Raw genomic sequence first — 16,623 nt, forward strand, 5'->3', positions numbered from 1 at the left:
AGTTCTATTTTATATTAGAGCAAAGTTAATTTTTTAAAGCAATACTTCAAACAAGCCTCAATTAATTTCCAAAATTATATCTAAGTGTAATACCCGATCTTATGGTTGTTTGCGGAAATGCAGTAGATACTGCATATTCAGAGAAATTATGTTCGTAATAAAATATTGCCGTTAGATTACTGGAAATTGCATAATCTGTTGTAAAATTAATACGCCATATATCCTGGCCGGCAATTACCTGGCTGGTTTCTAAATCTAAATACCTTATAATACTCTTATTTCTTCTAAAGGAAACATCTGCTTTAAAATTAAGATCGCTGCTTAGAATACGATTGGTGCCTCCAAGGCCGGTGGCAATCCTTAAATCGCTAATTCTATAACCCGCACCTAAAATATATTCGTTTCCGGTGGTTTCAGTCAATAAATTATTATCAAAACTCAGGGAAAGCATTCGGTCTTTTCTTACTTCTGCTAAAAGCTGAATAGCATTTTTCGTTTCCAGGTCTAATCGGAAAAGCGGCGTAAATAATTCAGTTAAAACAATATTAGAATACAGCATTGGGTTTTTAAAATCCCCGGCTTGGTTGGTTTCAAATTCATTCTCGGGATCGTAATCCAGGTTTGTTTGAAATTGATTAATGGTATAGTTAGACTGGTAGCCATGATTGATGGAAATTCTTCTGAATTTATCTTTAAACCAACCAATTCGCATTAAACCGGTATACTTCATATTCCAGTTTGGCAAAGGCATATCTCTAAAAGCTCCCAGCTTAATATCTTCGGGATCTTTCCCTGCATAGGCCGAAACAAAAGCCGGTAATAAAACGGCCTGGTTTGTTTTTCCTATTCCTACCGGATAACCGTCTTCATCTACATTATTGGGATCTAAACCTCTCTCCTGAGCAATACGGCGAGCAATATTTAGGCGATTTTCCCTAAAGTTTTCAAAAGTTTCAGAAGATTGCTCATCTGACTGATTAAAGGCGGTTTTTATTAGAATAGTAGAAATATTAAAATTCCCATAATTATAAGGCGTCAAAGAAATATATTCCATGGTAGTAGGATTTACCCTATAATTCTCTGAGAAATTTTCTGAATAATTCCTATTTGCGCTAATATCTACAGTAAGATCTGGAACAATATCCAGCGAAGCCTGAACGTCTAATTGCTCGTTTTTAAGTGTAGAATACTGTTGGTTAAAATTTTGGAATAAGGTTAACCAACCTCTTCTGGCAGCGGTATACCTAACTTCATCCTGCCAACCAAAAGTAAAGGCTGTACTGGGCTGCAAGGTGCCCATAAACCCCACGCTGGGAGTATAACCGGGAAGAAAAGTCCCTTCATTTTCGCGATAGTTTACCTGCAGTCTACTTAAAATAGTTACAAAATCTACAAACGTATTAAAGCTCTTGCTAGTTTTCTCAACCACTTGGGTATTTTGGGTTCGCTCTGCATCTCGTGGACTTCCATCTAATGTAGGCACCCCGGCGCTTCGTTGCTTTATAGTTTGGCCTCCACGCCCTTCTTTCTTTTCCAGCCCCAGGTAAGAATACAGGCTCTCCATATCTAAACTTGCATTTATTTGGTGAGAACTTGAATTCTGAACACTATTTCCAATATCTGGAATTCCTTCCAGGTTTTCGTAAATCCTGGAACCGCGTTGCCATTGGAAATCGCCTGTATAAGAATACGTAGCATTTATAAATTCCAGCACAGGAATTTTATCAAAAGGAAGATCGTAATTAACCTGCAGATTTTGATAATGCAAATCTGGTGTGCCTATACTGAAAAAATTATCCCAAACCCCAATCGTATTGTTGGCAAAACCGTCTTCATCTATATAATTTCTTACTATTCGATTATTGGAAGCGTTGAAGCTGAAATTTAGAGAATTAGTAAGATTATAATTTACACCATATTCCCAGTTAAACATATAGTTTCGCTGGTAAAGTGTTGGAATTCCCAAATCATCGTCTGAGAGTTCCAGGGATCTAAATTTTTGTTCGTTGTATTGTCTTAAAATCGTAGAACTCGCATTTATATTAGAAGGCAGTAAATTCACATTAAAATCTCTTACCAGGGAATAATAATCGCTGCTATCTAAAGCCGAAATATTTTTGAAAGGTTCTACCTGTCTGGGTTCAAAATTAAACTCGTAGGTTGCCCCGGCTCTTACATTTTGGTTTAAAGACTCTTCAATTTCAAAATCCCGATGATCTACCTGATTATAAGAAGTTGTAAAAGCAAAATTCTCTATATCATAAGGCATGGGTTTTGCCTCGCCAGTGCGTTCCTTCCGCAAGCCTATAATATTTACACTTTGCCGTTTTGTATAAGACTGCGATTGTTTTTTTACCCTATCTCTTTCTACAGGATCTACAATATCGGCAAGTCTTGTTTCCAGTTCTAAATCAAGAAATTCCTGGTCGTATTTTGGTGTAATTAACTCCTCGCCCCTACTATAATTAAACGGAATTTTCACACCCCATTTTTCTGGAAGTAACTGGCCGGCATTTATATTGGTCACCACATCATATTGTTGTGAATTTTCCCGGCTCCGCTGATTTGGCCCCTGTTCTATTGTTCCAAACCCCACGGTACTTTTTCTACCGGTAGCGGCAACCGTAGCAAAATCAGAAAAATTGGTGTCCATATTAACTATTGTTGCCCAACCGCCTTCATTATCAAGATCTGAAAGTCTTAATTCGTTAAACCAAACCTCTCCACATAAATCCTGAACCCCATTGGTGGGAGTTCCATTTTTTAAACCTAACATTAATACTCTTACATTTCCAAAACTGGGGTTTCCTTTTATCCCAAGGCGTAATTGATCCATTTCATAGGAGTCTTCTTCGTCAATTAATTTCAGGTTTTCGGTAAAGAAATTTAATTCTCCAGAATTTAAAGAAGGATCTCCTAAAACACCCGTTTTTACGCGTTGAAGTAGTTCCAACGGAAGATTCATTCGGTTAACTTCCGGCCAGATATCTTCAGCAGTCATCGCGCCAAAAGCCGTGGGACTTAATGGAATTTCAATTTGATAATAATTATCGGTAAAATCGGTTCCCATTCTTACAAAAGCTACCAACTGTCCCTCTTTTAAAGGAGTTTGGTTGGGTAGCGATTCAGCGTGTAAAAACATTTCAAGGTTTTTATACTGCCGCATATCTATCTGGAAATTTTTGTAAACCGCCCTCGCATCCTGTGGTTCCAGATCACAAACCCTAAGAGAAAGTGATTGCTCGTTTTGCCTTATATTGGTATTATTTTCAAAAAGCTCTTCTCTAATTACGCCCGGAGGTAAAACATAAGGCACCGGTTGCCTATTTTCGTTTTCCTCAATATTTACTGCTGAAACTTCAAAAAGAGTGTTTTGATTTTCCGGAAGAATATTTCTATCTCTTAAACCGCGATTATACCTTCGGTAGTCGCCTCTCACCAATTCCATAGTTCCAAAGCGCAATAAAGTTTCTTCTTCAAAGCCACTAAGAAACATTCTCATAAAACGAATAGATCTATAATCGGCTATACCTCCTTTAGCATCTGTAGGCTCGTAAATTGGAATTTTAAACTGAAGCCAGCGCACCGGGAGTTCATTCCCATTTCTAAGCGTGGTGGTAAGTTCTTTCTCGTCCGTTATATATTGATTATTTTCTACGCCCATCCCAGGGAAGAAAGGTATTTTATATTCAAAATAACTATCTATAGTGTTCATTGTATTATCCCGGTTCACATCTTCAGTAGTTGGCAATGTGGTATTTCCCCTATTGGTATCGCCAACTTCTGGCGGCGAGTTGCCATCTGGCCCGTTATAATTCCGGTAGCGATTAACTATATCGCCATCGGTATTTAGAAAATAATCGTAATTATCTGCCGCAGGATCGGGTAAATTGCTGAATTCAGGAAATTTTAATGATTCTTGCGCATCTGATAGACCGTCATAACCCACATCCTGGTTGGTTCGCTCTTCCCCTTCAGAATCAAAAGCATAAATTAAGGATTGGTCTGCAGGGACTTTGGCAACCTGCGTTTCTATGGTATTTTCTGCGCCACCACTAGCGGGCAAACCGTTTTCATATTGTTTACGACCATCTTTCAGAACATCTTCAGAAATATTCCCTAAATTAAAATTGATAGTTCCCGCTGAATTTCCCCTATTTTCAGAATAAATATAAGGGTCCATTACCCAAAATTCTATAAACTCTACATTGCTTTGTTCAAAATTGGTAGTATTTATTCCGCGCATTATTCCTCCAAAACTTTCCGAAGGATTGGGCAGGGATCCATTTGTGGCTGCAGGGTTAAAATTATAAGGCCCACGTTCTTCAGGAAAATAAGCTACATCCATAGTGTACACCACCTGGGGCTGTCCTTGCACTACATCGGTATTCGGAAAAATTTCGCTCAAGGCAACTCTTCTTGTTGCGTAGGTAGAAATATCGTTATCTGTAATCCCATTGGGGCGGTTACTGCTATAAAAAATAGGATCTATAGTATACCAGGCCAATTTCGCCCTTTTATCACCCACCTTTATATCGCCATTGGCGCGTTCCCCACCATACCCAAGCGGAACACTACTTAATTCCCAACTTAATGGAGCACTAATATCTATTGTAGTTTGCGCTGCTTCAAAATCGTCTATATAGGTGGTTGCTTTTCCCTGAAAATCGTTAATTGCCGGTGCCCCAGGTTGTAAATAGGCAAATTCTCCAGTTACCGAAAAGTTAGAAGGTACATCGGTATCTATGTTGGGCAACTTATTTACCAGCCTTGTAAACAAAGGAACCTCGGTAGAATAATTCACATTAAAACCGAAAATTGAATTATTTATGGGCTCGTAACTGTAATTTGCTTTTTGGGTTAGCGGGCGTTCCTTGAGGTTTAGGAAAGTAGCACCAACCAGGAAATTTTCATTAAACTGATGTTCTACATTTATCCCTGTAAAACGTTTGGTTTGCTGCCCAAACAAGGCATTATTTTCGGTATTTACCTGGATTGGAATATCTGAAGCTAACAAAGCTTCGTCTATAATTTGAACTCTTCCCAATTCATAATTCACTACATAATCTACACCTTCCTGCAACAACCTACCCCCGGCAGTTACGGTAACAGATCCCGGCGGAAGGTTAAAGCCAATAGGAATCCCTTCAACTTCGCCCGATTTATATCTCCCTTTTAACTGAAATTTATTCTTATCGGCATCTTCCTGTTCTGCCTGTGTTCTCGTGGTTCGATATAAAGACCTAAAAACATATTTTTGTTGATTGGCATTCCAGGTTTCGGGATTATTATAATCTTCGGTTCCGGTATTGGGGGAGTTATCAAGTTTTTCAAATAAATGCCGCCCAAAGGGTTCTACCGAAGTAAAAATTATATTTCCATTTTGTGGATCTATTGTTAGACCAGGCACATAATCAAAGAAACCATCTCCACCATTTATAGGGTCGTTATTGTTATTTAATTTATCGAGGTTAAAAACCCTAAGCAATGGGGCTTCCCTAACATCTTCAGGCAATGGTACCGAGCCATCACCAGCAGGTTTTATATAATTTAGTGGCTGCGGATCTGTATATAAAATATTCATTCTAAAATCTTCCCGCTCTAATTGATAAGCGCCAAGACTATAAATATTTTTCATCATTAAATCCCAAACAGGCTCATCTACATTTGTAATAGTGCTTTTTAGCATTTTAACCACCAGGTTCTGGTTTATGCGCTGGTTTGTTACCGGCTCATTGGGATCTTGTGTTGGGTTTTGAGCAGGATTATTGTCTCCTGTTGCATTCACGCCATCGTTGGCGAATTCTCCAACCTGGTAAACTTCACCGTTTACCGTATACTGAAAGGCGATGGCTAAAATTTCATCATTGCTTAATCGCTGGTTTAAGGAAATATAACCAAGTTGGGTGTTCAAACTATATTCGTTGGGCTGCAATTGTCTTGCATTCTCCAATTTTACATAATCCAGCCCTTCTGAAACCTGAACTCCGCCAAAACCATTATCTACCGTTGCCACATCTCTAATTGCGGACGTAAGCACAGATTCTGCCGAACCATTTATACCAAATGGATTAAAATCGTTATTCTCGTTATCTGGAAAACTTCCTCCTGGCTGATTAAAAAACCCTGCTGGAATGTTATCTAAACCTATATTTCCCGGTAAATTAGTTTCTCCCAAATCCTGGATAGCGACAATATTCCTCGTATCGGTTAGGTTTTGAACATTATTGGTTCTATTGGTTACCCAAACCTGCACCCTTTTAATCTGAATATTGGTATTTATAAAAGGATAATTTTTAAGCGCCTCATCATAGTTGTCTCTAAAATAATGAGAAAGAAAAAAGTGACGATCCTGGTCGTAATCCAGTGCAAACTTTTCAAATTCTTCTACAGTAGATCCACCTTCCACATTTACCGTTCTTCGTTCTGATTTCTGTTCAGAAAACACACCGGTAATTCGGGTTTTTCCAAATTGTAATTCGGTTTTAAATCCGAACAAACTTTGTGCGCCCTGCATTAGCGCATTATTGAGCGGCATATTTACATTTCCTACTTCAATTTTTCTTACAATATCATCTTCGGTAGGCGTGTATTCTAACTTTAATTGATTTTGAAAATCAAATGTAGATTCTGTATCGTAATTGGCGGTGATTTGTAAGCGTTCCCCTATTTGCCCAAGCAGGCTTAAACTAATTCGCTGATCGAAATCGAAAGTGAGGTTTTGCCTGTTCCTTGGAGAAAAAGCCGGGTTATCCTGTTTGGTGTAAAGCAAACCCAAATCCATCTCTACCGTTCCCTGCGGAACAATATTAATTTCTGAGCCACCAAAAATGCTTTCAAAAAAACTATTATTTACGTAAAAATCTGGCAATAAATCTCGCTGAATTTCCGCTGCTCCTTCTTTTCGCCCGGCCTGCGCATCAATTTTCTGCTTAAAATAATTGCGCATTTCTTCATCTAAGACCAGGTTTTCGTATTCTTCAGGAGTTAAAATTAAAGGGATAGAAAGATCTAAATCTCCCAACTGCTCCCGATAAATATACCGGTCTAAAATAGGATCGTATTCGTAGAAAGAAGAGATTAATTCAGAATCAGGCAGCGTTATTTCACCCAAAGTATACCCGGTTTCGGTGGTATCCTGAGGGGTTTCCTGTGCAGTGGAACTCAATGAAATTATCAATGACAACAACAAGCTGAGCTTAACCGAAGTTGACAATTTCCAGTAATTGTGCCTCAATTCTTTACAAATTTTTAAGAGCCATTTTTATAATAGATTCTACGGTAGGGCTGTTAGAATCTTTCATTATCTTATCTACTACCCTTGTAGCCTGCTTTCTTGCGAAGCCGAGAGTCTCTAATGCAGATAACGCTTCTTCTTTTATAGTATTGTCCTGAGGAACAAAAACTTCGTCTTCCCCATAGACTTTCAATATTTTATCTTTTAGGTCCAAAATTACGCGCTGTGCGGTTTTAGCACCAATTCCTTTTACACTTTGTATGGTGGGAACATCGCCATTTGCAATAGCATCTTTAACCTGGTTGGGTTCTAAAGAAGATAACATTGTCCTGGCCGTACTGGTACCCACACCCGAAACCGAAATTAGCAGCCTAAAAATATCCCTTTCAGACTTTTGATAAAAACCATAAAGCGTATGGGAATCTTCCTTAACGTGTAAATGGGTATAAATACTTATATTTTCTGAATCTGGTATGAGAGAAAAAGTATGAAGAGAAATATTGACCATGTACCCCACGCCGTTGCAAGCGATTACTATGTAGGTAGGATTCTTCTCTATTAATTGCCCCTTAAGATGATGAATCATAAAATTTTAAACTTAACGAGCCAAATGTAGTAAATAAAAGTTAAGCCCGAAATCTTTGCTTCGGGCTTAACTACTGTATATGCAACTTATTTTACTCGATAAGCGAATTTAAAAATCCTTCGGACTTACCTCAAAATTGAAATAATTCAACTTATGTACAAATTTGTAAACTTACTTCTTTTGTTTTTTTTCTTTTTCCTGTGCATCAACTACAGTTACAGCAGTCATATTCACAATTTCTTCTACACTTGCGCCAAGCTGAAGAATATGAACTGGCCTACGCATTCCCATCATAATCGGGCCAATAGAATCTACCTTGTTAAGTTCTTTAATTAGCTTATAAGTACTGTTGGCTGAATCAAGATTAGGATAAATTAAAGTATTTACTTTTTTTCCCGCTAATTTTGAAAATGGGAACTTATTTTGAAGCATTTCACGGTTAAGCGCAAAATCGGCCTGCAACTCTCCATCTACATTTAATTCAGGATGATTACGGTGTAAATAAGAAACAGCTTCTTTCACTTTTGTAGCACGCGGATCTTTAGATGAACCAAAATTGGCATAAGACATCATAGCAACTACCGGTTCTAAACCAAATAATTGCACAGTTCTCGCCGTCATTTGGGCAATTTTAGCAAGATCTTTTGCCGGCGGATCTATATTAATAGAAGTATCACTTATAAAAAGAGGACCTCTAGACGTATTCATAAGGTTGGTGGCGGCTACACGGGTAACTCCCGGAGCCATACCAATAAGTTCCAGCATAGGTTTTACTACTGCCGGGTAGGCCCTGGAATATCCTGAAAGCAAGCCATCGGCATCACCTTCGTTAACCATCATGGCGGCAAAATAATTACGTTCCCGCATTAGTTTTTCGGCATCATAAAGCGTTACACCGCTACGGTTTCTCGTCTTCCAATAAACCTGCGCGTAAGCTTTTCTATGCTCTTCTTCCTCATCAGATTTTGGATCTATAATAGCAACTTCTTCGTGGAAGTCTATTTCTGCCATTAATTCTTCAATAAGCTTTCGGCGGCCCAGTAAAATTGGAATAGCGATTCCTTCATCGTGCACAATTTGTGCTGCTTTAAGCACATCAAGATGATCAGCTTCAGCAAAAACAATTCGTTTAGGATTCATTTTTGCACGGTTTAGCAACAACCTTGTGATCTTGTTATCACTGCCCATTCTTTCAAGCAGTTCTTCTTCATACCTATCCCAATCCTGAATAGGTTGTCTCGCCACACCGCTTTCCATTGCAGCTCTGGCCACTGCCGGTGGCACTTTAGCAATTAAACGCGGATCAAATGGCTTTGGAATAATATAATCTGAACCAAAATTTAAACGGGTTTCTCCATAAGCGATGTTCACCTGCTCGGGTACGGGTTCCTTGGCCATTTCGGCTAAAGCTTTTACCGCGGCCATTTTCATTTCCTCGTTAATCTTTGTGGCCCTAACATCTAAGGCTCCCCTGAAAATAAACGGAAATCCAAGTACATTATTCACCTGGTTGGGGTGGTCACTTCTTCCCGTAGCCATAATAATATCCTTACGGGTATCCATTGCCAGTTGATAATCAATCTCGGGATTTGGATTGGCCATGGCAAAAACGATAGGGCGTTTCGCCATACTTTTTAGCATCTCTGGAGAAACAATATCGGCGATAGAAAGGCCAACAAATACATCGGCATCTTTCATGGCTTCCTCCAGGGTATCTATTTTCCTGGAAGTAGCAAACTCTATTTTTTCTTCAGACAGGTTTGGACGATCTTTTCTAATTACGCCCTTACTATCTGTCATTATAATATTTTCAGCTTTTGCTCCAAAAGCTTTATAAAGTTTAGTACATGAAACCGCTGCCGCACCGGCACCGCTTATCACGATCTTCACTTTTTCCATCTTTTTCTTAGCAAGCTCCAGTGCATTTAGTAAAGCCGCAGCCGAAATGATGGCTGTCCCGTGCTGGTCGTCATGCATTACGGGAATATCCAGCTCAGCTTTTAATCGCTTTTCTATCTCAAAAGCTTCGGGAGCTTTAATATCTTCAAGGTTAATTCCGCCAAAAGTTGGAGCGATATTTTTAACCGTTTCAATGAATTTATCTACATCTTTAGTATCTACTTCAATATCAAAAACATCAATATCGGCAAAAATCTTAAAGAGCAAACCTTTACCCTCCATAACCGGCTTAGAGGCTTCTGGACCAATGTCTCCAAGACCTAAAACAGCGGTTCCATTAGAGATAACGGCAACAAGGTTTCCTTTGGTAGTATATTTATAAGCGTTTTCTTTATCTTTTTCTATCTCCAGGCAAGGTTCTGCCACCCCAGGGGAATATGCCAGGGAAAGATCTCTTTGTGTTGCATACTTTTTTGTAGGTACTACCTCTATTTTCCCGGGCTTGGGTTTGGCATGGTAAACCAGTGCTTCTCTTCTTTTTCTAGGATTATTGCTCATAATTTAATTTTTCTACTTACTACAAAGGTAGCAAGCTTGGTTTCAATATTGAACTCTAGCGGAAAAAAGAAAACTTAAAATTCAGAAAATTGACGGATTATTTTATCTCCCGTATTTTAATGAAAATTTAATAAAAGAGGAGCTGTTTTAGCCTGAAAAGCTTATAAATTTTAATGATTCTTGCAGTTTACTGAGGTTAAAACTTTAATATTATTTGCTTATAAATTCAATATTTCGCTTTAACCCTTCAAATTTTGTTCTTTTCACAGCCGATTTTCTAAAGATCTCATTAAAAGTTTCTTTGGTAAGTTCTTCCCAGCCCTGTTTATCTTTTTCTAATAATTCTGGATGCGGATTAAGCAATGGTTCGTTGTGAGGTTTTGAAAAACGGTTCCACGGGCAAACATCCTGACAAATATCGCAGCCAAACATCCAGTCTTCAAACTGGTTTTTATAGGAGTTAGGCAGTTCATCTTTTAGCTCTATCGTGAAATACGAGATACATTTACTCCCATCTACTTTGTAAGGTTCAACAATAGCATCGGTTGGGCAGGCGTCTATGCAGGCGGTACAGCTTCCGCAGTGATCGGTAACCGGAGTATCGTATTCCAACTCGAGATCTACAATCAATTCAGCTATAAAATAGAAAGAACCGGTTTGTTTGGAAAGTAAATTGGAGTGTTTTCCAATCCAGCCGAGTCCGCTTTTAGCAGCCCAAACTTTATCCATAACCGGCGCTGAATCTACAAAAGCCCGCCCATCAATCTCTCCAATTTCATCTTGCATAAACTGCAATAGTTGCTTCAGTTTATCTTTAATTACAAAATGATAATCCCGGCCATATGCGTATTTGCTAATTTTATAAGAATCGTTCCTCTGGGTTTCTTCAGGATAATAATTCAGCAAAAGTGAAATCACACTTTTAGAACCCTCTACGAGTTTTGTAGGATCCAAACGCTTATCAAAGTTATTCTCCATCCAGCGCATTTCGCCGTGACGATTTTTCTTGAGAAATTCTTCAAGGCGCGGCGCTTCCTTTTCAAGGAATTCTGCTTTAGAAATTCCACAAGATAAAAATCCGAGGCGTTCGGCTTCGGATTTTATCAACTTTGTGTAAGCTTCCTTCAGAGTATCCTTCATAGTTTTACAAAGATGCGATTTTTAAAACATTTGAAGGATTTAAAAACCAAGAGCTCTGGAAACAATAATATATCCTGGCTCTGAAAAAAATATGGAATATTTGCCTATGGTGTGTTTTCGGCTAGAGGAGCCATATGCTCATGGGTAATTTTCCAGCCATCACTGGTTTTAATAAAAAGTAAAGTTCCCTGCATCTTAAAATCATAAGCTTCTTCGCCCCTTTCAAATTTGAAATTGGCATGGAAAGTTACATTAGCTACGTCACCACCATATATATGGATTTCCAGATCTTCCCAATCCCACTTTTCAACTGCAGTAATGGTTCCAAGAAAATTTCGTTCGAATTCTTCATTTTCTTCAGGCCCCTGTCTTTTTCCGCCATCCTGGAATTCGGTAAATTTTGGCCCGTAGGCGTGCATCGAGATTAATTTGTCAGTATCATTATTTCGTATGCTTTGCTCTATCTCCTCAAGAGCATACTTCACTTCCTCCTTTTCTTGCGCATATTCCTTACTCAGATCAGTTTGGCAGTAAGCCGAGCTGCATCCAAAAAGTAAGGCAATTAGAATAAACATTTTAGCTTTCATGACACTTAGTTTTAAGGTTACATTTTTTTCAAACACATTGATACTTAATGTACAACCATTTGATTTACAAAATAATAAGGGTTTACAGGGGTTTTTAAGATGTTTCCCGAGAGATCTCTCGGAACAATAGTTTTTTAGAAAACTTAAGGGCGCTCAGTAAGAATTAAAAGGAATAATGATTGTTTATTGATCTAAAGTCAGGTCAATAATAAAGTAGATGGTTTTAGCGGAATATAAAATCAGGATCTTGATTGAAATTTTAGAATAGCATTTTTTGGTTTGAGCGTTATAAGTGGCTTAATATCGATCTCATCAAAACCAGGAACTATTTTATACTGGCTTACTAATTCGGTAACTGCAATGATCATCTCGAACATGGCAAAGTTATTACCTATACATTTCCTGGGGCCGGCGCCAAACGGGAAATACTGAGATGAATATTTTCTTCCTCCCTCAGCGAAGCGTTCCGGCTTAAAAGCATCGGGATCTTCCCATAAGTCAGGATGACGATGAACCTCATGAATGGAAAACAATAAATTAGATCCAGGCTGAAAATATTTTCCCTCGAATTCATCTTCTTCCAGGTTAACCCGATCTATAAAATATGCCGGCGGATATAGTCTCATAGACTCTTCAATCACCTGTTGGGTAATCTGGCATTTGATCACATAACTCATTAAGTCCAGATCCTGTTCCTTTAAAGAAGAAATTTCTTCATAGATCTTCTCCTGCCATTCCGGATTTAACGCCAGCAATTGAGCCGTAAAGGTTAGTGAGTTGGAAGTAGTCTCATGACCGGCAGTAAAAAGTATTAGAATCTCATCAATAAGTTGCTCCTCATCCATAAAATTCCCGTCATCATACTTTGCTTCCAGCAGCATATCTAAAAGATCATCATATTTTTCATTTGACTCTCTTCTTTCCTGAACAATCTTTCTTAGAATGTTCCGGGCTTCGGCAGTAAGTTTAAGATAACTATCAATCTTCCCGCTTGCTTTAAACCACCATCCCAAATAGGGCTGGCGTAGTTCCTTAACAAGCATTTTCTGGGTCTCTTCTGTAATATATTGCAACCTATTGATCTCTTCCTGATTCGCAGCACTGCTAAACAAAGATTTAACCACGGTTTGAAAAGCAAGATCATTATAAATAGGAAAAATATCCAGTTCTTCATTTACTGTAATCTTTTTATATTCCAATAATATTGCCTGCTTTATGGAATCAAGCAGATTAGCAAGTTGTTTTTTATGAAATGCAGGCTGAATTAGCTTTCGTTGTTTTTTCCAGTGTTCGCCTTCTGAAGTAAGCAATCCTTTTCCAACATATTTAACCAGATCTTTAGTCTGGATCTCAGACTTCACGAAGTTCTTCTGATTCTTTTGAAGTACATATTCCACCAGTCCCGCATCCCTGGAAAATATTACTGATTTATTAAATCCAATATTTAACCGAAATGTATCTCCTTTCTTCTGAAAATTATTATGGTGAAAAGGCAGAGGATTCTTTAAAATATTGGCGGAATGCTTTAGGAATTTCAGTAAAGATACTTCAGGTATTTTGCCATCTTCAGTCATAAATTACTGATTAAAAAGTCCGCCCTGAATATCTCCTTTTACCCTGCCCAAATGTTTGTAAGCAGCTTCGGTAACTTCCCTCCCTCTTGGGGTTCTATAAATAAATCCCTGTTGGATAAGAAAAGGTTCGTAAACCTCTTCAATAGTTTCAGCACTTTCGCTTACCGCGGTAGATAAAGTAGTTAAACCAACCGGGCCACCTTTAAATTTATCAATAATGGTTTCCAGGATCTTATTATCCATTTCATCCAGACCGTGGGCATCTACATTTAAAGCTTTTAGACCGTATTTAGCGATTTCCATATCAATCTTTCCATTGCCTTTAATTTGGGCAAAATCCCGAACACGACGAAGTAATGCATTCGCAATTCGAGGTGTTCCGCGGCTTCTCCCTGCAATCTCTATAGCAGCATCAAGGCAAATAGGCACACGAAGAATTTCTGAACTACGTTGAACAATATCTGAAAGCAATTCTGTTGAATAATATTGTAAGCGACTGGAAATACCAAAACGCGCCCGCATAGGCCCTGTTAGCAAGCCAGAGCGTGTGGTGGCTCCTATTAGGGTAAATGGGTTTAGATTAATTTGAACCGTCCTGGCGTTAGGTCCAGATTCAATCATAATATCTATTCGGTAATCTTCCATTGCTGAATAAAGATATTCTTCAACAACCGGACTTAACCTATGAATTTCGTCTATAAAAAGAATATCGCGTTCTTCAAGGTTTGTGAGTAATCCCGCAAGGTCACCCGGTTTATCCAAAACGGGACCTGAAGTAACTTTAATTCCTACCTCCAATTCATTAGCCAAAATATGCGCTAAAGTAGTTTTCCCCAAGCCGGGAGGACCGTGAAAAAGGGTATGGTCTAAAGCTTCACCGCGTTGGTTTGCAGCTTCCACAAAAACCTTAAGGTTATCCAGAACCTGATCCTGGCCGGCAAAATCATCAAAACTTAAGGGGCGCAATGCCCTTTCGATATCAAATTCTTCAGGAGAAAAATTCTCTCCGCTGGGATCCAGGTTTTCATTCATAAATCAGCAAAATTAAAGATAAGCTAGTTTAACAAAGATAAGTAAAATAGCGCGGGCCAAATTTAAAAGAACTTAAGTTATAAATTCAATTAAAATGTATTTACAAAACCTATAAAAAGTAAAAAACCTCTCCGTTGACGAAGAGGTTTTAAAATTTATTTTATTCAGTTTTAATGATTCAATTCTTCTTCGTGATCCTGAAGCGGAACATTCTGCGGAACAAAATCCTGACCAGGAAGTACGTAATCTGTACCCTCAAGATTCATCTTACTATAATCGTAAGACCAACGGTATACTGAAGGAATTGCACCAGGCCAATTTCCGTGAATATGCTCTACCGGAGTAGTCCATTCTAAAGTAGTTGAATTCCAAGGGTTCTGAGTAGCTTTTTGTCCGAAGAAAATTGAACTAAAGAAGTTATATAGGAATACAACCTGAACACCCGCTGTAATAAGGGCGAAAACAGTGATAATCACGTTAACATCGGCAAGGTCATCAAAGTATGGAAATGCCGTGTTTGTATAATATCGTCTTGGTAAACCTGCAAGACCTATAAAGTGCATTGGGAAAAATACCCCGTAAGCACCCACTGCGGTTATCCAGAAGTGAACATAACCAAGGTTCTTGTTCATCATGCGGCCAAACATCTTAGGGAACCAGTGGTAAACCCCGGCTAAAAGACCGTAGATGGCAGAGATACCCATTACCAGGTGGAAGTGGGCAATTACAAAATATGTATCGTGAACGTTAATATCTAATGTTGAATCTCCAAGGATAATTCCTGTAAGACCACCGGTGATGAATGTTGAAACAAAACCGATTGAAAACAGCATCGCAGGGTTCATTTGCAGGTTACCTTTCCAGAGCGTAGTGATCCAGTTAAAGGCTTTTACTGCAGAAGGAATTGCGATTAATAAGGTTGTAAATGTAAATACAGAACCTAAGAATGGATTCATCCCTGAAACGAACATATGGTGACCCCATACGATTGTAGAAAGGAATGCAATTGCTAAAATTGAAGCAACCATCGCACGATAACCAAAAATTGGTTTACGAGAGTTTGTTGCTAAAACTTCTGAAACAATACCCATTGCAGGTAGAATTACAATATAAACTTCGGGGTGACCTAAGAACCAGAACAAGTGTTCAAATAAAACCGGAGAACCTCCCTGGTGGCTTAACACTTCTCCTTCAAGATAAATATCACTAAGGAAGAAGGAAGTTCCAAAACTTCTATCCATTATAAGTAATAGTGCTGCCGAAAGTAATACCGGGAAGGAAACCACACCAATAATAGCGGTAACAAAAAATGCCCAAATGGTAAGTGGAAGTCTCATCATAGACATTCCTTTGGTTCTAAGATTAAGAACAGTAACAATATAGTTAAGAGAACCTAAAAGTGATGATGCAATAAAGATAGCCATAGAAATTAACCAAAGAGTCATTCCCATTCCTGAACCTCCAATAGCCTGAGGTAGTGCACTAAGCGGCGGATAAATTGTCCACCCGGCAGATGCAGGACCAGATTCTATAAATAATGAACTAAGCATAATCACACAAGAGATAAAAAACAACCAGTATGAAAGCATGTTCATAAAGCCAGAGGCCATATCCCGTGCGCCAATTTGAAGCGGAATTAATAAGTTACTAAACGTACCACTTAAACCGGCAGTTAGTACAAAGAATACCATAATAGTACCGTGAATGGTTACCAAAGCAAGGTAAATAGAAGGAGTCATTACTCCGTCTGGAGCCCATTTATCTCCCAGTAGCCATTCAAAAAGCATAAAAGATTCTTCTGGCCAGGCTAATTGCATACGGAAAAGTACGGACATCATAATCCCTACAATTCCCATTAATATACCTGTAATAAGATATTGCTTGGCAATCATCTTATGATCTGTACTAAATATATATTTAGTAATAAAAGTTTGTTTATGATGATGTCCGTGATCGTCGTGGTGATCGTGAGCCGGTGCTGTTGCTATTGCTGACATATCTAAATTATAT

The 16,623-nt window shown here is 38.5% G+C and carries 8 protein-coding genes; all 8 read right to left on the reverse strand.

Annotated features, from left to right (window positions below; translation table 11 throughout):
- Window positions 1-61: 61 nt before the first annotated feature.
- The 8 genes from sov to BM084_RS12255 all read right to left on the reverse strand — a co-directional run bounded on the left by sov (window position 62) and on the right by BM084_RS12255 (window position 16,610).
- Window positions 62-7,216: a T9SS outer membrane translocon Sov/SprA gene (gene sov, locus BM084_RS12220; protein WP_449415957.1), complete on the reverse strand. Its 7,155-nt coding sequence runs from the start codon at window positions 7,214-7,216 to the stop codon at window positions 62-64.
- 25 nt (window positions 7,217-7,241) lie between these two features.
- Window positions 7,242-7,823, reverse strand: a complete 582-nt coding sequence (gene ruvA, locus BM084_RS12225; RefSeq protein ID WP_075325653.1) for a Holliday junction branch migration protein RuvA — start codon at window positions 7,821-7,823, stop codon at window positions 7,242-7,244.
- A gap of 171 nt (window positions 7,824-7,994) precedes the next feature.
- Window positions 7,995-10,280: an NADP-dependent malic enzyme gene (locus BM084_RS12230; protein ID WP_093305046.1), complete on the reverse strand. Its 2,286-nt coding sequence runs from the start codon at window positions 10,278-10,280 to the stop codon at window positions 7,995-7,997.
- A gap of 210 nt (window positions 10,281-10,490) precedes the next feature.
- Complete coding sequence (queG, locus tag BM084_RS12235; RefSeq protein WP_075325652.1) at window positions 10,491-11,420, reverse strand: tRNA epoxyqueuosine(34) reductase QueG; 930 nt, start codon at window positions 11,418-11,420, stop codon at window positions 10,491-10,493.
- Window positions 11,421-11,524: 104 nt separating this feature from the next.
- Window positions 11,525-12,007 carry a nuclear transport factor 2 family protein gene (locus BM084_RS12240; protein ID WP_093305048.1) on the reverse strand — a complete coding sequence of 161 codons (483 nt, stop codon included), beginning with the start codon at window positions 12,005-12,007 and terminating at the stop codon, window positions 11,525-11,527.
- 239 nt (window positions 12,008-12,246) lie between these two features.
- A complete protein-coding gene (locus tag BM084_RS12245) occupies window positions 12,247-13,581 on the reverse strand; it encodes a cytochrome P450 (RefSeq protein ID WP_075325650.1) in 1,335 nt (444 codons plus the stop codon).
- Between the two features lie 3 nt (window positions 13,582-13,584).
- Window positions 13,585-14,613, reverse strand: coding sequence for a Holliday junction branch migration DNA helicase RuvB (gene ruvB / locus BM084_RS12250; RefSeq protein ID WP_093305051.1), 1,029 nt, complete (start codon window positions 14,611-14,613; stop codon window positions 13,585-13,587).
- Window positions 14,614-14,783: 170 nt separating this feature from the next.
- Window positions 14,784-16,610 (reverse strand): cytochrome c oxidase subunit I, encoded by a 1,827-nt coding sequence (locus BM084_RS12255; protein ID WP_075325648.1) that lies wholly within the window; start codon window positions 16,608-16,610, stop codon window positions 14,784-14,786.
- Between the last annotated feature and the right edge of the window lie 13 nt (window positions 16,611-16,623).

The organism is Salegentibacter agarivorans (assembly GCF_900113135.1).
Taxonomy (GTDB): domain Bacteria; phylum Bacteroidota; class Bacteroidia; order Flavobacteriales; family Flavobacteriaceae; genus Salegentibacter; species Salegentibacter agarivorans.